The organism is Brevundimonas sp. GW821-FHT10A07, assembly GCF_059415785.1.
Genome location: NZ_JBWKNX010000004.1, coordinates 40,110 through 59,112 on the forward strand (window position 1 = coordinate 40,110; position 19,003 = coordinate 59,112).

Genomic DNA, 19,003 nt, shown 5'->3' on the forward strand with positions numbered 1-19,003 from the left:
CAGGTCCCATGAAGGGTCAGCCCCGCTCGGCCCACTTCAACAGGGGAATGAGCGGCAGGCCCCAGGCTGTGCCGCCGACGCCGAAGAACAGGAAGTCGATCCAGGGGGAGGCCGGCAGGAGCCCGCGCAGGGCGATCAGGCCCCAGACCCAGAAGATCAAAAAAACCAGCACGCCGACCGCCGCGACGAATCGGCGCGCACGGGGCGGCATCAGCGCTTGTTCCGGAACAGGAAGAAGGCGACCAGGCAGACGCCGGAGCCGATCAGGGCCCAGGGCACCCAGGCCCAGCTGTCCATGGTGCTGACGGCGAAAACCCGCACCGCCAGGAACCAGCCGCAGGCCAGGCCCACGCCGGACACCAGGCTGGTTCCGCCAAAGCCACGGCGGCCGGTGAGCAGATCGGCGATCCAGGCCAGCAGAAGTCCGCCCAGAACGGCGGCGACGATGTCGGCGTATTCCAACCCTGATCTCCTGCGGCGTCAGCGCCGTTAACTCAATCCGACTCGATCTTGTCGCGTCGGGCGGGCATACCGCCACGGTCGCGATTTGGTCACGGTCGAGCGCGACACCATATCCGGGTCAGTGTCGGGCGTCGAATGAACCGTTTCGGAAATCCAGATCGCAATCGCGCCGTCGCCGTGTGGCTGTTCGCCACGGCGGCCGTCGTCTTCCTGATGGTGGTGGTCGGCGGCATCACCCGCCTGACCGGATCGGGTCTGTCGATCACGGAATGGCAGCCCATCATGGGCGCGGTTCCGCCGCTGAACGACGCCCAGTGGGCCGAGGCCTTCGACAAGTACAAACAGATTCCCCAGTACGCCCAGATCAACGCCGGCATGAGCCTGGGCGAATTCCAGGGCATTTTCTGGTGGGAATGGCTGCACCGCCTGATCGGGCGTGTGGTCGGCTTGGTGTTCGCCCTGCCGCTGGTCTTCTTCCTGGCGTGCAGGATGTCGCCGCAGCGTTCGGTCCTGCGGCAATGGGCCATGCCCGACCGGCTGATCTGGCGCTGCGTGTTGCTGCTGGCCCTGGGCGGGCTTCAGGGTCTGATCGGGTGGTGGATGGTGTCCAGCGGCCTGTCGGAACGGGTCAGTGTCGCGCCCGAACGGCTGGCGACCCACCTGGGCTTGGCCTTCATCCTGTTCGCCGCCCTGATCTGGACCGGGCTTGAGGCCTGGAACGGCGAGGATCACGGGCGTGCGCCGGGCGGATGGGCGCGCGGGGCCGGGATTCTGCTGGGCGTGGTCTTCGTCCAGTGTCTGCTGGGCGCCCTGGTTGCGGGCGGTCACGCGGGACTGGTCTATACCGACTGGCCGCTGATGGACGGGGCGATCCTGCCGCCGGCCGACTGGAGCCTGGGCGCCGGGGCCTTCCTGCATGACAAGGCCCTGATCCAGTTCAATCACCGGCTTGTGGCCTATGGCCTGTTGATCGCCGTCAGCATCTACGCCTTCCAGGCCTGGCGCTGGCGCGTGGCCGAGGGAATGGGGCTGGCGGCCTTTGTCCTGGCCGCCGTGGTCTGGTTCCAGGCCGTGCTGGGGATCGTCACCCTGATGCACGCCGTGCCGGTATGGCTGGGCGTGCTGCACCAGGCCGGGGCCGCCGTCGTCCTGGCTGTGGCGACGGCGAACCTTTGGCTGGTGCTGCGGGCTCAGCCCCGGATCTTCATGTCCGGACCGAGGACCATGGGCCGGTGATGGCCACGGTGAGACCCGGGTACTGGATGTTGACGAACAGGGTCCGGCCGTCGGGGGCGAACACCGCGCCCGCGAACTCGGAATTGCCCTGAAACACGTTGCGCCCCAGGGTGTAGAGCTTGCCCTCGGGCGTGACGCCCTTCAGGTGGTTGCGGACTTCGGTCGAATAGTTGTCTTCGCAGACGATCAGATGGCCCCAAGGCGCGATGGTGATGTTGTCGCCCATGTTCAGGGTCTTCACATCGGTGCTTTCAACGAACAACTGCACACGGCCGGGATGACGCGTCTCGCCGGAACGACCTTCTTCGGGCGAGGGGACATAGCGCAGGATTTGACCGCGCTGGATCGGTCCGCCCGAGGTGGCGGTCAGATACAGCTCGCCGTCGCCCCACCAGATGCCCTCGGCGCGGGCCACCAGGGCGGCGCCTTGAGCATGACCGCGTCGACGCAGGTCGCCCTTGGGGCTTTCGACCTCCTCCATGTCGATCCAGTCCACTTCGCGCCAGTCTCCGATAGACCAGATGCGATCGGCGTGGTTCGAGGTGTCGGCGCCCCGGTGGCCGCGCAGGACCATGGCCTGCAGTCGGCCGCCCCTGGCCAGTTCGCCGGGTGTGTTGGGAATGAAGCGATAGAAGAGACCGTCGCCTTGATCCTCGGTCAGATAGAGGATCCCGGTCCGGGGATCGACGCAGACGGCCTCGTGCTCGAACCGCCCCATGGCCTTCAGCGGGACCGGATCGACGAGACCCTCGGCGCGAGCCGGCACCTCGAAGACATAGCCATGATCCTTGGTCACGTCCGAGTCGGTCGGAAGCTCGCTCGTCTCCTCGCAACTGAGCCATGACCCCCAGGGCGTCTGACCGCCGCAGCAGTTGGTGCTGGTGCCCGCCAGGCTGAGGTGTTGACGTTCGGTGCGGCCGGTCGACAGGTCATAGATGACTGTGGTCGTGCCGCCGGGCAGGGGGCGCCCGTCCTTGTAGGTGTCATAGGCGCGGCTGACGTCCAGCCGGCCGATCCGTTCCTGATTATAGCCGCCCGGCCCCCAGTTGCGGTGGCTGGCCGATGAACCCTTCAGTTCGTGATTGCGGACCAGGGCGACGCGGGTGTCGTCCAGGGCGAAACACCCCATGCCGTCGAACTGTCCCGGCACCAGAAGGCCGTCGGCCATGGTCTCTCCGCCTTGAGAGACAATGCGGTAGGAAAAGCCTTCCGGCAGGTCCAGCACGCCGTTGGGATCACGCTTGAGAGGGCCGTAGCCGATGACCTCGTTGAGGTAGGTCTCCTCCTCGGCGGCTTTGACGCTCTGAGCCAGGCCGGAAAAGGCGAGGGCGGCGCTGGAGGCTATGAGGCCGCGGCGGTGAAGGATCATGGGAGAGCTCCGAAGGATTTGGTCCCCGATGACTCCGAATGGCTATGGTTTGATGACGAACGCCGTTAATTTGTAACGACGGGCTGGTCAATTTGACGGGTATTTTAATACCGCATATGAAATATCTTATTTAAACAATATGTTACCTCTACTGTTCGGCTTTAAGGCGCGTTGACGCGGCTTATCGTCTCCTGTATCAGCGCGCCTTCATTCGGTTCCTTCGGGGGCCGGACCCGATTTTCGTCTCCAGGAACCCCCTCAATGCTGAAGAGCACCACGGCTTCGTTGAAGCCGGCCGAGGTCGAGAAGAAATGGATCCACATCGACGCCGAAGGCGTCGTGGTGGGCCGTCTCGCGACCTTCATCGCCAACCGTCTGCGCGGCAAGCACCGCGGCGACTACACCCCGCACGTTGACTGCGGCGACTATGTCGTCGTCACCAACGTCGACAAGGTGGTGTTCACCGGCAAGAAGTCGACCGACAAGGTCTATTATCGCCACACCGGCCACCCGGGCGGCGTCAAGTCGACGACCCCTGAGAAGGTTCTGGGCGGTCGCTTCCCCGAGCGCGTGCTCGAGAAGGCCGTCGAGCGCATGCTGCCGAAGGAAAGCCCGCTGGCCCGCAAGCAGATGACGCACCTGCGCCTGTTCGCCGGCGGCGCGCACGAACATGAAGCCCAGCAACCGGAAACGATCGACTTCAAGTCGGCGTCGCCCAAGAACACCCGGAGCGTCTGAGCATGACCGACGTGACCAACACCGAAGCCGCCACCGGTTTCGACGCCCTGAAGGGCCTGAGCTCTTCGGTCGAGAACGACGCCCCCGTCTATGTCCAGAAGCTGGACGCCCAGGGCCGCGCCTATTCGACCGGCAAGCGCAAGAACGCCATCGCCCGCGTCTGGGTGAAGCCCGGCACCGGCAAGATCACCATCAACGGCAAGGACCAGGAGCAGTATTTCGCTCGTCCCGTGCTGCGCATGATGATCGCCCAGCCGCTGACCGTCTCGGACCGCGCCACGCAATATGACGTGGTCTGCACCGTCGAAGGTTCGGGCCTGTCCGGCCAGGCCGGCGCCATCCGCCACGGCCTGTCGCACGCCCTGACGCATTTCGAACCGGAACTGCGCAAGGTTCTGAAGCCGCACGGCTTCCTGACCCGCGACAGCCGCGTCGTCGAGCGCAAGAAGTACGGCCGCGCCAAGGCTCGCCGTTCGTTCCAGTTCTCGAAGCGCTGATCGCGTTCACGCGGTTTGGATTTGGGGCGCTTCGGGGAGACCCGGAGCGCCCTTTTTCTTAGGAGGGGCGATGTTTGGTTTCCTAGACACCAAAACGCCGGCGCTTGCTGAGCGTCTTTATGCGCGGGCCACTCGTGACCGGGACCGCTATCTTAAGTTGACGCTGGCCGAAGCAGCGGAACTGATCCGCAATGACAATCCAGAGATGGACCACTTTGTGGGGCATGATCAGATCGCCTATGTGTATCCAGATCTTCCAGATTTTTCTTTTTCTATCATCAGTTTTCTCGGACCACTGACCCTCTCTATAGATTCTGCCGGGCTCTACAGTGGGATGCTGATGCAATTCACTGCTGATCAGAGTGACGCCAATGTCAGCATTCAAAAGCCTATACGAGCACCCATAGGCCCAAAGGCAAAAAGGTTGGCAAACCATCTCGAATTGACGTTCGGCGTGCGAAATCTCAACAGGGCTTTGGGTTCTTTGATGCATGAGCGGTACTAGCTGATGGCTGCAATTTTCATCGACGGCGAAGCCGGCACTACGGGCCTCGAAATCCGCGAGCGGCTGGAGGCGCGCTCGGATCTGGAGCTGATCCTGCTGGGCGACCGTCGGCGTGACGTCGAGGCGCGGCGCGAGGCTCTGAACAGCGCCGATGCGGTGATCCTGTGCCTGCCCGATGATGCGGCGCGCGAGGCGGTGGCCATGGTGGAGAACCCGTCGGTCAAGGTGATCGACGCCTCGACCGCCTATCGGGTCGCGCCGGGCTGGGCCTATGGCTTCCCCGAGATGGACGCAGGCCAGCGCGCCTTGATCGCCCGGTCGCGATTCGTGTCCAACCCCGGCTGCTATCCGACCGGCTTCATCGGCCTGATGCGGCCGCTGGTGAAGGCGGGCCTGGTTCCGGCCGGCCATCCGGTCACGGTCAATGCGGTCTCGGGCTATTCCGGCGGCGGCAAGGCCATGATCGCCGAATTCGAAGCGGAAGGCGCTGCAACCGCCTATCGCGCCTATGGTCTGTCGCTGAAGCACAAGCATGTGCCGGAGATGACGAAACACACGGGGTTGAGCCGCGAGGTGCTGTTCGCCCCCGCAGTGGGGAATTACCGCCAGGGCATGCTGGTCGAGGTTCCGCTGCACCTGGCCGCCCTGCCGGAAACCCCGTCGGTCGAGCGGATTCATGGGGCCCTGGTCGAGGCCTATGACGGCCAGTATTTCGTCGAGGTGGCCGATCTGGACGAGACCGAGGCCATGACGGGTCTGGAGCCCGAGGGGCTGAACGGCACCAACCGCCTGCGTCTGCACGTGTTCGGCGACCGATCCGGCGAGCAGGTGCGTCTGGTCGCTCTGCTGGACAACCTGGGCAAGGGGGCCTCGGGCGCGGCGGTCCAGAACCTGAACATCATGCTGGGCCTGGATGAGGCGACCGGTCTGATCTGAAGCCCTGATCGGGAGAAGAAACGAGGCGAGAAACCTTTCCCCTCGCCCCGTCGTACTGGGTGGCATGACCCAGTCCCCGATCCTCCATCGACGCGGCCTTCTGGCAGGCGCCGGCGCGCTGGCCCTGGCCGCCTGTTCGCCCGAACCGTCCCAGGCGGGGCAGGGGGCCTACGCCGCCTCGCCCTATCGTCGCGTGTCGGACGCCGACTGGCGACGGCGGCTCGGCGACGCGGCCTGGCGCGTGATGCGTCACGAGGACACCGAACGCCCCTACACCAGCCCGCTGAACGACGAACATCGGCGCGGGACCTTCGTCTGCAAGGGCTGCGACCTGGCGCTGTTCCGCTCGAACTGGAAGTTTGACTCCCACACCGGCTGGCCCAGCTTCTATCAGGTCATCGCCGCCAACATCGGCCGCAAGCGCGACCTGGCCATCGGCATTCCCCGCACCGAATACCACTGCGCCCGCTGCCTGGGGCATCAGGGGCATGTGTTCAACGACGGGCCGCGCCCCACGGGCCTGCGCTATTGCAACAACGGCGTGGCGCTGAAGTTCGTGGCCGCCTAGCCCCGATTGGCGCGTACAGCCGAATCGACCGTCACCCCGAACCAGACCGCCGCAATGATGATCAGCAGGCCGTAGTCGTGGCCCGGCAGGAAGACCGGGGCGACGGCGGCGGCGATGACCAGCGCGGGAAACAGGCCGGCCCAGGCGGCGGTTCCGGGCGAGGCCGCACGGATGACCGGCTGCGGCGTCGGGCGGTTCATCCGGCGGGCCATCCAGCCGTTCAGGGCGACGAACAGGACCGAACAGACGACGGCGCTGATCACATATTTCGCCGTATTGCCCGGCTCGCCGAAGGTGGCCGCCGTCATGATCAGCAGGATCAGGGCGACGCCCGTGCTGACGGCCAGCAGGATATTGGGTTCGATACGGTTCAAGACTTCACTTTCACATACAGACCCGGCGCCGGCGCCAGGGGCGGGAGCGGACCCTTAGCAGGGTCGCGCGCCGGAATCCTGGCGCCCGAACGATCATGCAGCCAGCCGGCCCAGTGGTCCCACCAGCTGCCCGGATGTTCGACGGCCCCGGCCTGCCACTCGGCCAGGGTCCCGGGCAGGGCGGGGTTGGTCCAGTGCTGGTATTTCCGCGCCGCCGGGGCGTTGATCACCCCGGCGATATGGCCGGACCCGGCCAGGGTGAAGGTCACGTCCGGGCTGCCGAACAGACGGGCCGAGCGATAGACCGAGTTCATCGGGGCGATGTGATCCTCGCGGCTGGCCTGGAAATACAGGGGGATGGCGACCTTCGACAGGTCCGCCGTCAGGCCGCCGATCTCGAACACGCCGCGCGCCAGGGCGTTGGCGCCGTACATCTGGCGCAGATAGGCCAGGTGCAGGGTCTTGGGCATCCGGGTCTGGTCGGCGTTCCAGAACAGCAGGTCGAAGGCCGGCGGATCCTTGCCCAGCAGATAGTTGCTGATGAAGAAGGACCAGATCAGGTCGTTGGAGCGCAGGGCGTTGAAGGTGTCGGCCATGGCGGCGCCGGGCAGGACCCCGCCGGCGGCGTCCATCTGGCGTTCGATCTCGGCGATCCAGTGTTCGTCGGTGAACAGCAGCAGATCGCCGGCCTCGGCGAAGTCGTGCTGGGCGGCGAAGAAGGTGGTGGCGGCGACGCGCGTGTCGCCCTTCGCCGCCATATGGGCCAGGGCTGCGCCCAGCAGGGTGCCGCCGATGCAATAGCCGACCGCGTTCAGCCGGTCTGCGCCGGTCTGCTCCAGCGTCTTGTCGATGGCGCGATAGACGCCTTTTTCGAGATAGTCGTCGAAGCCGAGGCCCGCCTTGTCGAGGCCCGGATTGACCCAGGAACAGACGAAGACGGTGAAGCCCTGGGCCGACAGCCAGCGGATCATCGAATTGGTCGGCTGGAGGTCGAGAATATAGAATTTGTTGATCCAGGGCGGGAAGATCAGCAGGGGGATCTGATGCTGGGTCTCGGTCGCCGCATCGTACTGGATCAGTTCGAACAGGTCGTCGCGCCACACCACCTGGCCCGGCGCGGTGGCGACGTTCTCGCCGACGACGAACTTGCCGTCATCGGCCTGGCTGATGCGCAGCGAACCGCCGCCGCGTTCCAGATCGGCGGCGAAATTCTGCATCCCCTTCACCAGGGATTCGCCGCTGGTCTCGGCCAGGGCCTTCAGGGCCACCGGGTTGGAGGCCAGGAAGTTGGACGGCGAGAAGGCGTCGGTCAGCAGGCGGGTGAAGAACTGGGCGCGCTGCTTGACCGCCGGATCGACGTCCTCGACCCCCGCGATCAGGCCGTTCATCCAGTCCGAGGTCAGCAGATAGGAGCGGCGCATCATGTCGAACATCGGATTGTCCGACCAGGCGGGATCCTTGAACCGCTTGTCGGCGGGGGCGGGCGGCATCGGCTCGCCGGCCGCCTGACGCGCCGTGCCGGTCCACAGATCCATATAGCGGCTGAACAGGTCGGCCTGGGCCTGGAAGAGTTTTTCGGGACGGGAGGCCAGGCTGCTCATGACCGAGGTCATGGCGGGGGCGACATGGAACGGGTCGGGCGACAGGGCGGCGGGGCGGTCGGCCTGGAACAGGGCGGCCTCGGCGAGCGCGCTCTGGGCCATCATGGCCGCCTTGGCCAGGTTCATCGACAGGGTTTCGAGCAGTTGGGCCTGGTCGGCGCCGGGGGCGGGTTCAGCAGGCGTCTCGGCGGAAGGAGCGGCGTCCGACCAGTCGATCCTGGGATCAGGCGCCGGAGTCTTGGCGCGGGGCGGGCGGGGCTTGGCCGAGGTCGGGCGACCGGGCTTGCGCGGCGTCTTGGCGACCGGGGCGTCGTCAAGCGCCATGGGCCCGGGCGTCTTGGCCGCTGCGGGTTTGGACGCCGCCGACTTGGACTCCGCTGACTTGGACGCGCCGGGCTTGGCCTTCCGGGCGTCGCCCTTTGGAGCGGGCTGGGACGTCGGGGTCTTGTTCTTCGGAGCTTGGGCCATGAATTTCCTTCGCCTTCCTGGGTTCGGAGGACTGGTTCGACGCCTCGCCCTTCCGCACGAAGCGATGATGGCATAAGACCGACCCCGACATGAACGCGCACTTTCGAAAAAGAACGGGGCTGATGGCTTCGTTGCTCTGCCTGGCGACGCTGTCGGCGTCTCTGGGGGCCTGTGCGCGCGCGTTTGCGCCGAGCACCGATCCGACGTCGCCGATCGCGCCGCGGGTTCAGGCCCTGGTCGACGCCAATCGCCATTATCCCAGTTGGGAGAACTTCCCCGCCGCGCCGGCCGATCTGCCGCAGGCGGCCCAGGTGGCCGCCCGGGTCCAGGCTCTGGAAGGCCAGGGCGGGGCCTTGGACGGCGAGGTGGCGCGGATCGACTGGACGCTGGGCGACGCCGAAACCCTGGCCGCCGAGACCCGCGCCCAGGTCGGAGCCGTTCCCGTGTCGCCGGATGCGGCCCGCACCGAGGCCGAGATCGACGCCTTCGCCCAAAGCCTGCGGGATCGCGCCAAGGCCCCGCCGCCGATTGATCGGCGTCCGATTGAATGAGCTTGTCGCCGGGGCTCGAGAATCCCCGGATGATGCGACGATGGCGGACGACGGCGGCTTCAAGATCGATAACGCATTTCTGGGTGTGACCCAGTCCCTGTCCGGTCGGGCCTGGCGTCAGCGCCCGGCCGAGGCCGCGACCATCCGCGCCCACATGCAGGGACTGGGCCTGGAGGAGCCGCTGGCGCGGGCCCTGGCCTCGCGCGGCGTGCGGGCCGACCAGGGCGCCGACTTCCTGACCCCGACCCTGCGCGCCCTGTTTCCCGATCCGTCCAGCTTCATGGACATGGACGCCGCCGCCGAGGCCTTGCTGGATGCGTTCCAGGCCAGGTCTCAGGTTCACATCTTCGCCGACTATGATGTGGACGGCGCCTCCAGCGCGGCCCTGCTGGTGCGCTGGTTCCGGGCCATGGGGGCGGACCTGCCCATCTATGTTCCTGACCGGCTGACCGAAGGCTATGGCCCCAGCGCCAAGGCCTTCGACACCCTGAAGGCCGCCGGCGCCGACCTGGTGGTGACGGTCGATTGCGGGGCGGCGGCGAACGAGGCCCTGGCCCATGCGGCGGCCATCGACCTGAACGTCGTCGTCATCGACCACCATCTGATGCGCAGCGAACCGCCCAGGGCGCTGGCGGTCGTCAATCCGAATCGGCCGGGCTGCAACTCGGGCCAGGGCAATCTGGCGGCGGCCGGGGTGGTCTTTGTTCTATTGGCCGCCCTGAACCGCGAGGCGCGGCGGCGCGGCCTGTTCGCGGACCGGCCCGAGCCCGATATTCGCCAGTGGCTGGATCTGGCCGCCCTGGGCGCCATCTGCGACGTCACGGCCCTGACCGGGTTCAACCGCGCCCTGACGGGGTTGGGACTGAAGGTCATGAGCGACTGGAAGAACCCCGGCCTGCGCGCCCTGCTGGCCGCCGCCGGCGCCGAACAAGGGCCGGCCAAGAGCAACCACGCCGGCTTTATACTGGGGCCTCGCATCAACGCCGGCGGGCGGATCGGCCGATCGGACCTGGGCGCGCGGCTGTTGTCGACCGACGATCCCGCCGAGGCCCAGGCCCTGGCGCTGGAGCTGGACGCCCTGAACCTGTCGCGCCGCGAGGTCGAACGCGCCGTGACGGAGGCCGCCGTCCGCCGCGTCGAGGCGACCGGCGCCCACGCCGACGAGACGGCCCTGGTCGTCGTGGCGGGCGAGGACTGGCACCCCGGCGTGGTCGGCATCGTCGCCGGGCGCCTGCGCGAACGCTGGCGCAAGCCGGTGATCGTCATCGGGCTGGATCCGGTGACGGGTCTGGGCAAGGGGTCGGGCCGGTCGCAGCCGGGCATGAACCTGGGCCGCGCCATTCAGGCGGCGTGGGAGGCGGGTATTCTTTTGGCCGGCGGCGGGCACGCCATGGCGGCCGGTCTGACGATGGACGGCGCACGACTGGCTGAACTGACCGACTTCCTGAACGACCGGCTGGCCGGCGAACGGATCGAGGCGGTGGCGATGGATGCGCTGGAGATCGACGCCCTGATCGATCCAGGCGCAGCGACCCGGGCCCTGTTCGAATCGTTCGAGCAACTGGCCCCCTTCGGCCCCGCCAACCCCGAGCCGGTCTTCGCCCTGAACGGGGTTCAGGCCCGCGAACCGGTGCAGATGAACGGCGGCCATGTCCGCTGTCGACTGGTCGGGCCGGACGGCGCCTCGGTGCGGGCCGTGGCCTGGCGATGCGCCGATCTGCCGACCGGCCAGGCGCTGCTGAGCGGGCAGGGCGGGCTGAATGTCGTCGGCCGTCTGAAGGCGGACGACTGGAACGGCCGTCGCGGCGTGCAGTTCGAGATCGAGGACGTCGCCGATCCTCGCAGGGTTTGAGCGGCGCGGGCACGCCCTGGACCGTCGCAAAAAACTCGAAATCCGCGCTTGCACCCGTCCGAGGGCGCGGCTATATCGCCGGCTCTCCCGCGCAGCGGTCCCTTCGTCTATCGGTTAGGACGTCAGGTTTTCAACCTGAAAAGAGGGGTTCGACTCCCCTAGGGACTGCCACGCGGGATGAATACGGGCCGTGCCGATAGGCCGCCCGAGCGGCGTTCGCCTCTTCATTTGAGTCCTGCACCAACCCCGTCGTCGCCATGGGCGGAAACCATCACGGGTGGTGTCATTCGCGCGACACAACTGGAAGCTTTCCGCCAGAAGGTGCAAGTTTCGGGCGCCTTTCCCCCATTTTGACCTTTCCAAAGATTCGCGGAACAGTGTTAAACGTAATCGTGTCCGTAAGAGGAGCGGACGGGGGTTTGATAATTTGTCTGACTACGATGAGATGGAGACGGCGGAGACCGTTCGTGTCGTCGGGCGCGTGAAGTGGTTCGATCCGGCGAAGGGCTATGGCTTCATCGTGCCGGATGACCCGACGTTGACCGAGCTGCGGGATGTTCTTCTGCACATCAGCAGTCTGCGCGACACCGGCCGCGAAACGGCAGATGAAGGCGCGCCTATTGTCTGCGATTGTGTTCGGCGATCCAAAGGCTGGCAGGCCGTCGAGATCCATGACCTGGGAGCGGGCGAGGCGAGCGTCATCGTGCGTCGTTCGGCGCCCATGGCCGAGGCTATCGCGACGTCGCCCGAAGTCGATGCGGTCCTGGAGCCGGCCGTGGTCAAATGGTTCAATCGGACCAAGGGCTATGGATTCGTGGTGCGTGATCGCGAACCGGGCGATATCTTCGTCCACATCGAAACCCTGCGGCGCTGCGGCCTGGACGATCTGGTGCCAGGCGACACGGTGCAGGTACGATTCGCCAGCGGTCCCAAGGGGCTGGTGGTGGCTGAAATCAGACCGGGCGGCTGATCGGTCGCTCCAGGAAGGGCGCATGATCGACGCGACGAGACGTTTTGTTATGGCTGGCCTGATGGCGCTCGCCGTCGCCGGATGCGCCGCGAAAGCGCCGGCCGGGCCGAATGGCGAGCCCCTGCAGAAGCTGGCCGTGGTGACGGCGTCCGGCGAACACCCGTTCTGGGTCGAAATCGCAGACGAAGAGCCTGAACGTCAGCGGGGCCTGATGTTCCGCCCGCCGCTGGGCGATGATCGCGGCATGCTGTTCCAGTGGCCCGGAGAGGCGCCGCGGGAACAGAGCTTCTGGATGCGCAATACGCCCAGTTCTCTGGACATCCTCTATATCGATCCGAAAGGCCGGATCGTCTCGATCGCCTCCCACGCCACGCCCTTTTCCGAGGTTCCGATACCGTCGAACGGGGCCGCGAACGGCGTGCTGGAGCTTCGCGCGGGTCGCGCGGCCGAGATCGGCGCCAAGCCCGGCGACAGGATTTTGCATCCTTATTTCAAGCCTTGATTGCGGATCGCGCGACGAAGTGCCAATAGAGCGCTCCGTTCGGTCCGGGGTGTAGCGCAGCCTGGTAGCGCATCTGGTTTGGGACCAGAGGGTCGGAGGTTCGAATCCTCTCGCCCCGACCAATGGACGGCCGCTGGATTCCGTGTCCCGCGCGCGTTATGGCAGGTCCACTGGACCTGCCGATCACTAGGGATTTCGCCATGCTCGCCCGCATCTACCGCCCAGCCAAGACCGCTATGCAGTCCGGCAAGGCCAAGAGCCGCGACTGGCGTCTGGAGTTTGAACCGGCCTCGGCCCGCAGCCTCGATCCGCTGATGGGCTGGACCAGTTCGTCGGACATGAACGGTCAGGTGCGTCTCGCCTTTGATTCGAAGGAAGAAGCCGTCGCCTATGCCGAACGCCACGGCATTCCGTTCCGCCTGCACGAGCCGAACGAGGCCCCGACGATCCTGAAGGCCTACGCCGACAATTTCGCCCCCAATCGCAAACAGCCCTGGACGCATTGACGCCCGGCTCGCTGCCGAGCGCCCTTAGCTCAACCGGATAGAGCACCCGCCTTCTAAGCGGACGGTTGCAGGTTCGAGTCCTGCAGGGCGCGCCACTCTCGCGACGGCGCCGCTGAAAGCCACGCCATGACCGATTCAAAATCCCTGAACCCCGGCGAGATTCGCGTCGCCGCCCTGTATCGATTCGCCGCGATCAAGGACGTCGAGGCGGTGCAGGCGCGGCTGCACAGCGTGTGCGAAGCCGGCGCGGTCAAAGGCACGCTGCTGGTTGCGACCGAGGGGCTGAACGGCACGATCGCCGGTCCTGAAGCGGGTATTGAAACGGTGTTGGCCGACATCCGCGCCATTCCGGGCTTCGCCGATCTGGAGGTCAAATACGCCTGGACCGGCGACATGCCGTTTCTGCGGCTGAAGGTCCGGATCAAGCGCGAGATCGTGACCATGGGCCAGCCGGACCTGGATCCGGCGCGACAGGCCGGGGTCTATGTCGCGCCTCAGGACTGGAACGCCCTGATCGCCGATCCGACCACCCTGGTGATCGACACCCGCAACGACTACGAGGGCGAAATCGGCGCCTTCGAGCGGGCGGTGCAGCCGAACACCCGCAGCTTCCGCGATTTTCCCGACTGGTTCCGCACCGATGGCCGCGCCTTGATGGACCAGATGAAGCCGCAGCGGGTGGCCATGTACTGCACCGGCGGCATTCGCTGCGAGAAATCGACCGCCTTCCTGAAGGCCGAGGGAGTCGAGAACGTCCACCATCTGGAAGGCGGGATCCTGCGCTATCTGGAAGAGGTCGAACCGGCCGACAGCCTGTGGCGCGGCGACTGTTTCGTCTTCGACGAGCGGGTCTCGGTCGGTCATGGCCTGGTTCAGGGCGACCACACCCTGTGCCGGGGGTGCCGTATGCCCCTGGACGCCGAAGGCCGGGCGTCGCCCCATTTCATCGAGGGCGTCTGCTGCGAACGCTGCCGGGATACGCGCGACGACGCGCAGAGGCTGCGCTACGCCGAACGTCAGAGACAGATCGAGCTCGCCCATCTGCGCGGGACGGAACATCTGGGACGACGCGAAGACGGGTGATCGTCAGGCCCAGGCGCGGCGATGAGGGAGAGAAGAGAACCGGTCAGGGCGTCGCCAACGAATGGGCGGTCTTTGCTGAACCCGTCGATTTTCAGGCCAAAACAGCGCTGGCGGCGAGATGCCTGATGCCGACAGTCTTAGCCCCGAGTGGCTCCGCGGGTAGGATTCGAACCTACGACCAGCCGATTAACAGTCGGCTGCTCTACCACTGAGCTACCGCGGAACTGCTCGGGAGGCGGGCCTATAGCAGCGGCCATTCGATTCGTGCAATGGGAAAAACGACGAATGCGCACGATCTCGATCAATGACCCCGATGACGCCCGGATCTCCGGCTTTCGCGATATTCGCGAACGCGACCTGACGGGCCGCGAGGGCTTGTTCGTGGCCGAAGGCGAGGTGGTGGTGCGGGTGCTGGCCTCGGCCGCCTCACGATGCCGACCCCGCGCCCTGCTGCTGGCGGAGAAACGGGTCGCGGCCCTGAGCGACGTCATTGCGGCGCTTGCGCCGTCGGTTCCCGTCTATGTCGCCGGCCAGGCCGTTCTGGACCGGATCGCCGGATTTCCGCTGCACCGGGGCATCCTGGCCCTGGGTGAGAAGCCCGTCGCGCCGCCGGTCGAGCACCTGTTGGCGGCCGTCGCCGACGAGGATGTGTTCGTGATCGCCAGCGGCATCGGCAATCACGACAATATGGGCGGGGTGTTCCGCAATGCGGCGGCTTTCGGGGCGCGGGCCGTCCTGCTGGATGAGACCTGCTGCGCCCCCTTCTATCGCAAGGCTATCCGGGTTTCGGTCGGGGCCGTGCTGCGGACCCCGTTCACGGTCGGCGGATCGGCCGAGGATCTGGTGGCGGCGATGCAGACGGCGGGGGTGGAGGTGCTGGCCCTGACCCCGTCGGCGACGCTGAGGCTGGCGGACTACCGGCCCCAGGGCCGCGTCGCCCTGATGGTGGGGTCGGAGGGGCCGGGTCTGCCCCGCGCGGTGATTGATCGGTGCCGCGCTGTCGGCGTGCCCATGGCGGGGGGCTTTGATTCGTTGAATGTCGCCGTGACCAGCGCCCTGGCGCTTCATCATGTGACCAGCGGGCGGCCCGCAGGCTGACGCCGGCGTTCACCAGGATTTTTGGTCGTTAAGGTTCTGTACACCTTGCGCGGGGGCCGAAACTGTGGCGACCATCGTTCTCGTTGGTGTGGGGGCGCGCAATGAACATTCTGTATTTTTTGAACCGAAACGTCCGGGCGGCGATCTTCATCGCCGCCGGGGTCGCCGGTCTGGGCGCGGCGGGCCTGATCGGCTGGGTGACTGCGCCGATCAGCTGATCCTTCAGGGGCGATAGAGACGAAAAAGGCGCGGATCCCAGGATCCGCGCCTTTTGTTCGTTTGTCGCGATGGAGGCCTGACCGGGAATCGAACCCGGGTGCAAGGATTTGCAGTCCTCTGCGTCACCACTCCGCCATCAGGCCGCTTTGTCCCCGATTTCTCGGGGGCGGTCATCGCGAGGGGCGTTCGCTATCAGATCGGATTGTCCGCTGCAACGCGCGGAACTATAAGCGCGCAAGATTTCCTCCCTGACTACCGATTGAAGGCTGCCCAAAGATGGATTTCACCGCCGAGCGCAAGGCCATGGTCGACTCGCAGGTCCGCGTGAACGATGTGACCAATCACGAGATCCACATGGCCATGATGGCGGTTCCGCGTGAACGCTACTGTGCGCCGGACCGCATCTTCGCCGCCTATTCGGACGCATCGGTCGAGATTGCGGGCGACCGCAAGCTGATGCCGGCGCGCGACGTCTCCAAGCTGTTGCAGGCCGCCGATGCGCGGGAAGGGGAGAAGGCCCTGGCCATCGCCGCCCCCTATGCCGCTGCGGTGCTGGCGCGCATGGGTCTGACGGTCACGGCGCAAGAGTCTGACGCGGCCGTGTTCGAGGTCGTGGGCGAGGCCCTGGCGGAGGACGGGGTGACGACAGCGGTCGCGCCTCTGGATGCGCCGGTGGGCGAGGGCTGGGACCTGATCGTCTGCGAAGGCGGCGTGGCGGCCTTGCCGGAAGCCTGGGGGCAGGCCCTGCGGACCGGCGGCCGTCTGGTTGTGGTCGAGCGGCGTGGCGCCATCGGCAAGGCCGCCCTCTATGTTAAGGGCCGCGAAGGCCTGTCGCGTCGCGAACTGTTCGATTCATCCCCGGCCCTCCTCGCGGAACTGACGCCGGCGCCTACATTCGCATTCTGACGTAGTCGGCAGCGCTCGCGGGAAGCGTGAAAAAAACTTAACTGGCGTCAGGTCGACTGAGGCCGCAGTTACGCTTGATGACATTCGGGCGCTCCTCGGGGGCGTCAGGCAAGGACGGACAATGTTGAAACGCTCGCGTGTGCTGGCTTCGGCCGCTGTGGTGGCTCTGGTGACAGGGCTTGGCGCGCCCGCCTGGGCCGAGACGCTGCAGGAAGCGATCGCCCTGGCCTATCAGACCAATCCCAGCCTGCTGGCCCAGCGGGCGAATCAGCGCGCGCTGGACGAAACCGTGGTCCAGGCGCGATCGGGCCTGCGCCCGACGCTGAGCGCCTCGGCCGGGGTCGATTACACCCGCAGCGATTTCCCGACGCTCACCCAGTTCGTCGACACGAACAACGACGGCGTGGCGGACACCCAGGTGTCCAGTTCATCGTCCGAGCGCGACGGCGCCACCGTGGGCGTCAGCCTGTCGCAGAACATCTGGACCGCCGGCCGCACCACCCTGGCCATCGACCAGGCCCGGGCCAGCGTGATGGCGGGGCGTGAGAATCTGCGCGAGATCGAACAGTCGGTCATGCTGTCGGTCATCCAGGCCTATGTGAACGTCACCCGCGACATGGAAATCCTGCGCATCCGCCAGGAAAACCTCGCCGTGCTGCAACGCCAGCTGGAAGAGACCAGCGCCCGATTCGAGGTCGGCGAGATCACTCGGACCGACGTGGCCCAGGCCGAGGCCTCCTTGGCCCAGTCCGAAGCCGATCTGGCCAACGCCCAGGCCCAGCTGTCGACCACCCGCGCCGCCTATGCCGCCGTCGTGGGCCAGTCGCCCAGCGACCTTGAGGCGGCCCCGGTCCTGCCGACCGTTCCGAACGATTTCGACGCCGCCATGGAAGTCGCCCTGGCGCGTAATCCGGGCGTGCTTTCGGCGACCTATTCCTTGCAGGCCGCCGAAGCCGCCGTCGCCGCCGCGCGGGCCGAATATCTGCCTTCCGTTCGCGCCACCGCCTCCTACGGCGGCACGGCGAACGATCTGGGCAATCTGAGTGAACTGGCCGACCGCCGCAGCTTCACCGCCGGCGCCACGCTGTCGGTGCCGCTGTTCACCGGCGGCCTGAACCGGTCGCGCGTCGCCCAGGCCCTGGAACGGGCCAACGCCGCCCAGATCGCCGTCGAGGGCGAGCGCCGCACTGTGCTGCAGAACGTCAGCTCGGCCTATGCCCAGGTCCTGTCGACCCGGTCGAACGTCGCCGCCGGCGAAGAGGCCGTGCGGGCCGCCTCGGTGGCCGCCGAGGGCGTGCGGCAGGAGGCGCAGGTCGGCCTGCGCACCACGCTGGACGTGCTGAACCAGGAAGTGACCCTGCGGGCGTCGCAGACCTCTTTGGCCGCCGCCCGCGCCGCCGAATATGTGGCCCGCGCCTCGCTGCTGTCGGCGATGGGCCAGCTCGAAGGGCCGAACCTGAACGCCAATCTGGACGTCTATGACGCCAAGACCAACTATGACCGCGTCCGCAATCGCGGCGGCCTGCCTTGGGACGGCGTGATCGAGGCCCTGGACCGGGTCGCCTCGCCGCCGGTCGTCGACGCCGACGACGCGCGGGATGCGCCGATCGACACTCAACTCAAGGGCGATGTGATCCGCACTGCGCCTGGCGCATGACGTCGGCCTGACGAACGAGGGGCAAAACGCCCGTTGATTCCGGCGGGCGTTGATGCGACGACAATATCCTGGGGTCGAGAAGGCTTGGTCTTCCGGTCCCGGACCCGTGCATGGCGTTTGGGGGCGACCTCCACGCCCCCAGTTTCATTCCAGGCCTCTCCCAGGGTTAATTCATGACCGACCAGTCCGCCCCGGAACCCACCATGGAGGAGATCCTGGCGTCGATTCGCCGGATCATCTCCGAAGACGACGCGCCCGCCGAGACGCCGCCGGTTGCGGCCGCGCCCGAGCCGGCTCCCGCGCCGGAGCCAGCGCCCGAACCCACGCCGGAGCCTGAGCCCGAGCCTGCGGCGGCCGAGAGTATTTTCGCCGCGCCCGCCGAGCCGGAGCCGCAACCGGAACCCGAGGTCGCCGATGACGATGTCCTCGAGCTGACCGAACTCTATGAAGCGCCCGCATCGGAAACCATCGGCGATCTGGACATCGTCGAGGCCGCGCCCGAGCCGGTCGTTTCCGCGCCCGAGCCGGCCGAAACGCCCGCCCCGGCCTATGATGCGCTGGTCGGCGAAAGCGCCGCCGCCAGCGCCGCTTCGGCTTTCGCCGGTCTGGCCGCCTCGTTCAAGAAACCCGAGCCCGCTGCGGCCTCTTCGACGGAAATGCCCTTCGTCAGCGGCAACACCGTCGAGGCCATGGTCGCCGAGATGCTGCGTCCGATGCTGAAGGACTGGTTGGACAACAACCTGCCCGCCATCGTCGAGGCGGCGGTGCAAAGGGAAGTCGAACGCATCGCGCGCAGCGCCTAGCCCTTCGCTTCACCGCAGACTAATCGAGGGGCGGCTCCTGCAGGGGCCGCCCTTTGTCATTCCAGGCCGCCGTTCGGCCGCACGACAACGATCAAAGAAGTC

21 protein-coding genes and 5 tRNA genes are annotated in these 19,003 nt (G+C 66.7%); 19 read left to right on the forward strand and 7 right to left on the reverse strand.

Annotated elements, in window-relative coordinates; all coding sequences use genetic code 11:
* Positions 1 to 16: 16 nt before the first annotated feature.
* Positions 17 to 211 (reverse strand): DUF2842 domain-containing protein, encoded by a 195-nt coding sequence (locus tag AC07NC_RS04210; RefSeq protein ID WP_008261676.1) that lies wholly within the window; start codon positions 209 to 211, stop codon positions 17 to 19.
* Entirely contained in the window at positions 211 to 462 is a 252-nt protein-coding gene (locus AC07NC_RS04215; RefSeq protein WP_008260584.1) for a hypothetical protein, read from the reverse strand. Before AC07NC_RS04215 ends, AC07NC_RS04210 begins: the two co-directional genes overlap by 1 nt.
* 135 nt (positions 463 to 597) lie before the next feature.
* Between AC07NC_RS04215 and AC07NC_RS04220 the strand changes: the two genes are divergently transcribed.
* Positions 598 to 1,698, forward strand: coding sequence for a COX15/CtaA family protein (locus tag AC07NC_RS04220; protein WP_494568685.1), 1,101 nt, complete (start codon positions 598 to 600; stop codon positions 1,696 to 1,698).
* Here AC07NC_RS04220 and AC07NC_RS04225 read toward each other — a convergent pair.
* On the reverse strand, positions 1,667 to 3,067 hold the full coding sequence (locus AC07NC_RS04225) for an alkaline phosphatase PhoX (RefSeq protein WP_494568686.1): 1,401 nt from the start codon (positions 3,065 to 3,067) through the stop codon (positions 1,667 to 1,669). The two genes, AC07NC_RS04220 and AC07NC_RS04225, sit on opposite strands and share 32 nt — an antisense overlap.
* 264 nt (positions 3,068 to 3,331) lie before the next feature.
* Between AC07NC_RS04225 and rplM the strand changes: the two genes are divergently transcribed.
* The 5 genes from rplM to msrB all read left to right on the forward strand — a co-directional run bounded on the left by rplM (position 3,332) and on the right by msrB (position 6,311).
* The gene (rplM, locus tag AC07NC_RS04230; protein WP_183196355.1) at positions 3,332 to 3,805 is read left to right on the forward strand and encodes a 50S ribosomal protein L13; all 474 of its coding nucleotides are present in this window, start codon (positions 3,332 to 3,334) and stop codon (positions 3,803 to 3,805) included.
* Positions 3,806 to 3,807: 2 nt separating this feature from the next.
* The gene (rpsI, locus tag AC07NC_RS04235; protein WP_008260755.1) at positions 3,808 to 4,302 is read left to right on the forward strand and encodes a 30S ribosomal protein S9; all 495 of its coding nucleotides are present in this window, start codon (positions 3,808 to 3,810) and stop codon (positions 4,300 to 4,302) included.
* Positions 4,303 to 4,372: 70 nt separating this feature from the next.
* Positions 4,373 to 4,807: a hypothetical protein gene (locus AC07NC_RS04240; protein WP_494568687.1), complete on the forward strand. Its 435-nt coding sequence runs from the start codon at positions 4,373 to 4,375 to the stop codon at positions 4,805 to 4,807.
* A gap of 3 nt (positions 4,808 to 4,810) precedes the next feature.
* Complete coding sequence (gene argC / locus AC07NC_RS04245; protein WP_494568688.1) at positions 4,811 to 5,743, forward strand: N-acetyl-gamma-glutamyl-phosphate reductase; 933 nt, start codon at positions 4,811 to 4,813, stop codon at positions 5,741 to 5,743.
* Between the two features lie 64 nt (positions 5,744 to 5,807).
* Positions 5,808 to 6,311, forward strand: a complete 504-nt coding sequence (msrB, locus tag AC07NC_RS04250; RefSeq protein WP_494568689.1) for a peptide-methionine (R)-S-oxide reductase MsrB — start codon at positions 5,808 to 5,810, stop codon at positions 6,309 to 6,311.
* Here the strand turns inward: msrB and AC07NC_RS04255 are convergent.
* Positions 6,308 to 6,685 (reverse strand): hypothetical protein, encoded by a 378-nt coding sequence (locus tag AC07NC_RS04255; RefSeq protein WP_035310266.1) that lies wholly within the window; start codon positions 6,683 to 6,685, stop codon positions 6,308 to 6,310. The two genes, msrB and AC07NC_RS04255, sit on opposite strands and share 4 nt — an antisense overlap.
* Positions 6,682 to 8,754 carry a class I poly(R)-hydroxyalkanoic acid synthase gene (phaC, locus tag AC07NC_RS04260; protein ID WP_494568690.1) on the reverse strand — a complete coding sequence of 691 codons (2,073 nt, stop codon included), beginning with the start codon at positions 8,752 to 8,754 and terminating at the stop codon, positions 6,682 to 6,684. Before phaC ends, AC07NC_RS04255 begins: the two co-directional genes overlap by 4 nt.
* Before the next feature lie 122 nt (positions 8,755 to 8,876).
* Between phaC and AC07NC_RS04265 the strand changes: the two genes are divergently transcribed.
* The 9 genes from AC07NC_RS04265 (at position 8,877) to trhO (ending at position 14,218) form a co-directional block, all read left to right on the forward strand.
* Positions 8,877 to 9,305, forward strand: a complete 429-nt coding sequence (locus AC07NC_RS04265; protein WP_494568691.1) for a hypothetical protein — start codon at positions 8,877 to 8,879, stop codon at positions 9,303 to 9,305.
* Between the two features lie 40 nt (positions 9,306 to 9,345).
* Positions 9,346 to 11,157, forward strand: coding sequence for a single-stranded-DNA-specific exonuclease RecJ (recJ, locus tag AC07NC_RS04270; RefSeq protein WP_494568692.1), 1,812 nt, complete (start codon positions 9,346 to 9,348; stop codon positions 11,155 to 11,157).
* A gap of 96 nt (positions 11,158 to 11,253) precedes the next feature.
* A tRNA-Glu gene (locus AC07NC_RS04275) sits at positions 11,254 to 11,328 on the forward strand.
* Positions 11,329 to 11,602: 274 nt separating this feature from the next.
* The gene (locus AC07NC_RS04280) at positions 11,603 to 12,127 is read left to right on the forward strand and encodes a cold-shock protein (RefSeq protein ID WP_494568693.1); all 525 of its coding nucleotides are present in this window, start codon (positions 11,603 to 11,605) and stop codon (positions 12,125 to 12,127) included.
* Between the two features lie 22 nt (positions 12,128 to 12,149).
* Complete coding sequence (locus AC07NC_RS04285; protein WP_287926637.1) at positions 12,150 to 12,629, forward strand: DUF192 domain-containing protein; 480 nt, start codon at positions 12,150 to 12,152, stop codon at positions 12,627 to 12,629.
* A gap of 45 nt (positions 12,630 to 12,674) precedes the next feature.
* Positions 12,675 to 12,751, forward strand: a tRNA-Pro gene (locus tag AC07NC_RS04290).
* Between the two features lie 78 nt (positions 12,752 to 12,829).
* A complete protein-coding gene (locus AC07NC_RS04295; RefSeq protein ID WP_035308636.1) occupies positions 12,830 to 13,135 on the forward strand; it encodes an ETC complex I subunit in 306 nt (101 codons plus the stop codon).
* An 18-nt stretch (positions 13,136 to 13,153) separates the two neighbouring features.
* Positions 13,154 to 13,230 (forward strand) — tRNA-Arg (locus AC07NC_RS04300).
* Between the two features lie 31 nt (positions 13,231 to 13,261).
* Complete coding sequence (gene trhO, locus AC07NC_RS04305) at positions 13,262 to 14,218, forward strand: oxygen-dependent tRNA uridine(34) hydroxylase TrhO (protein ID WP_494568694.1); 957 nt, start codon at positions 13,262 to 13,264, stop codon at positions 14,216 to 14,218.
* Between the two features lie 148 nt (positions 14,219 to 14,366).
* Here trhO and AC07NC_RS04310 read toward each other — a convergent pair.
* Positions 14,367 to 14,441 (reverse strand) — tRNA-Asn (locus AC07NC_RS04310).
* 62 nt (positions 14,442 to 14,503) lie between these two features.
* On the opposite strand from AC07NC_RS04310, the gene AC07NC_RS04315 reads away from it, so the two are divergent.
* Positions 14,504 to 15,316, forward strand: coding sequence for a TrmH family RNA methyltransferase (locus AC07NC_RS04315; RefSeq protein ID WP_494568695.1), 813 nt, complete (start codon positions 14,504 to 14,506; stop codon positions 15,314 to 15,316).
* Between the two features lie 288 nt (positions 15,317 to 15,604).
* Here AC07NC_RS04315 and AC07NC_RS04320 read toward each other — a convergent pair.
* Positions 15,605 to 15,678: transfer RNA gene (locus AC07NC_RS04320), tRNA-Cys, on the reverse strand.
* 133 nt (positions 15,679 to 15,811) lie between these two features.
* Between AC07NC_RS04320 and AC07NC_RS04325 the strand changes: the two genes are divergently transcribed.
* From AC07NC_RS04325 to AC07NC_RS04335, 3 genes are all read left to right on the forward strand, one after another.
* Entirely contained in the window at positions 15,812 to 16,441 is a 630-nt protein-coding gene (locus AC07NC_RS04325) for a protein-L-isoaspartate O-methyltransferase family protein (RefSeq protein ID WP_035308624.1), read from the forward strand.
* A 121-nt stretch (positions 16,442 to 16,562) separates the two neighbouring features.
* Complete coding sequence (locus AC07NC_RS04330) at positions 16,563 to 18,098, forward strand: TolC family outer membrane protein (RefSeq protein WP_494568696.1); 1,536 nt, start codon at positions 16,563 to 16,565, stop codon at positions 18,096 to 18,098.
* A gap of 173 nt (positions 18,099 to 18,271) precedes the next feature.
* Entirely contained in the window at positions 18,272 to 18,901 is a 630-nt protein-coding gene (locus AC07NC_RS04335) for a DUF2497 domain-containing protein (protein WP_154725407.1), read from the forward strand.
* The last annotated feature ends 102 nt before the right edge of the window (positions 18,902 to 19,003 follow it).

Excerpts from the sequence above, each read along its gene's own strand:
- AC07NC_RS04210 (WP_008261676.1), bottom strand. The coding sequence starts at position 211 with ATGCCGCCCCGTGCGCGCCGATTCGTCGCGGCGGTCGGCGTGCTGGTT.
- recJ (WP_494568692.1), top strand. The coding sequence starts at position 9,346 with ATGGCGGACGACGGCGGCTTCAAGATCGATAACGCATTTCTGGGTGTG.
- msrB (WP_494568689.1), top strand. The coding sequence starts at position 5,808 with ATGACCCAGTCCCCGATCCTCCATCGACGCGGCCTTCTGGCAGGCGCC.
- AC07NC_RS04265 (WP_494568691.1), top strand. The coding sequence starts at position 8,877 with ATGGCTTCGTTGCTCTGCCTGGCGACGCTGTCGGCGTCTCTGGGGGCC.
- AC07NC_RS04285 (WP_287926637.1), top strand. The coding sequence starts at position 12,150 with ATGATCGACGCGACGAGACGTTTTGTTATGGCTGGCCTGATGGCGCTC.
- trhO (WP_494568694.1), top strand. The coding sequence starts at position 13,262 with ATGACCGATTCAAAATCCCTGAACCCCGGCGAGATTCGCGTCGCCGCC.
- AC07NC_RS04315 (WP_494568695.1), top strand. The coding sequence starts at position 14,504 with ATGCGCACGATCTCGATCAATGACCCCGATGACGCCCGGATCTCCGGC.
- rpsI (WP_008260755.1), top strand. The coding sequence starts at position 3,808 with ATGACCGACGTGACCAACACCGAAGCCGCCACCGGTTTCGACGCCCTG.
- AC07NC_RS04325 (WP_035308624.1), top strand. The coding sequence starts at position 15,812 with ATGGATTTCACCGCCGAGCGCAAGGCCATGGTCGACTCGCAGGTCCGC.
- AC07NC_RS04335 (WP_154725407.1), top strand. The coding sequence starts at position 18,272 with ATGACCGACCAGTCCGCCCCGGAACCCACCATGGAGGAGATCCTGGCG.
- argC (WP_494568688.1), top strand. The coding sequence starts at position 4,811 with ATGGCTGCAATTTTCATCGACGGCGAAGCCGGCACTACGGGCCTCGAA.
- AC07NC_RS04220 (WP_494568685.1), top strand. The coding sequence starts at position 598 with ATGAACCGTTTCGGAAATCCAGATCGCAATCGCGCCGTCGCCGTGTGG.
- phaC (WP_494568690.1), bottom strand. The coding sequence starts at position 8,754 with ATGGCCCAAGCTCCGAAGAACAAGACCCCGACGTCCCAGCCCGCTCCA.
- AC07NC_RS04330 (WP_494568696.1), top strand. The coding sequence starts at position 16,563 with ATGTTGAAACGCTCGCGTGTGCTGGCTTCGGCCGCTGTGGTGGCTCTG.
- AC07NC_RS04295 (WP_035308636.1), top strand. The coding sequence starts at position 12,830 with ATGCTCGCCCGCATCTACCGCCCAGCCAAGACCGCTATGCAGTCCGGC.
- AC07NC_RS04280 (WP_494568693.1), top strand. The coding sequence starts at position 11,603 with ATGGAGACGGCGGAGACCGTTCGTGTCGTCGGGCGCGTGAAGTGGTTC.
- AC07NC_RS04225 (WP_494568686.1), bottom strand. The coding sequence starts at position 3,067 with ATGATCCTTCACCGCCGCGGCCTCATAGCCTCCAGCGCCGCCCTCGCC.
- AC07NC_RS04240 (WP_494568687.1), top strand. The coding sequence starts at position 4,373 with ATGTTTGGTTTCCTAGACACCAAAACGCCGGCGCTTGCTGAGCGTCTT.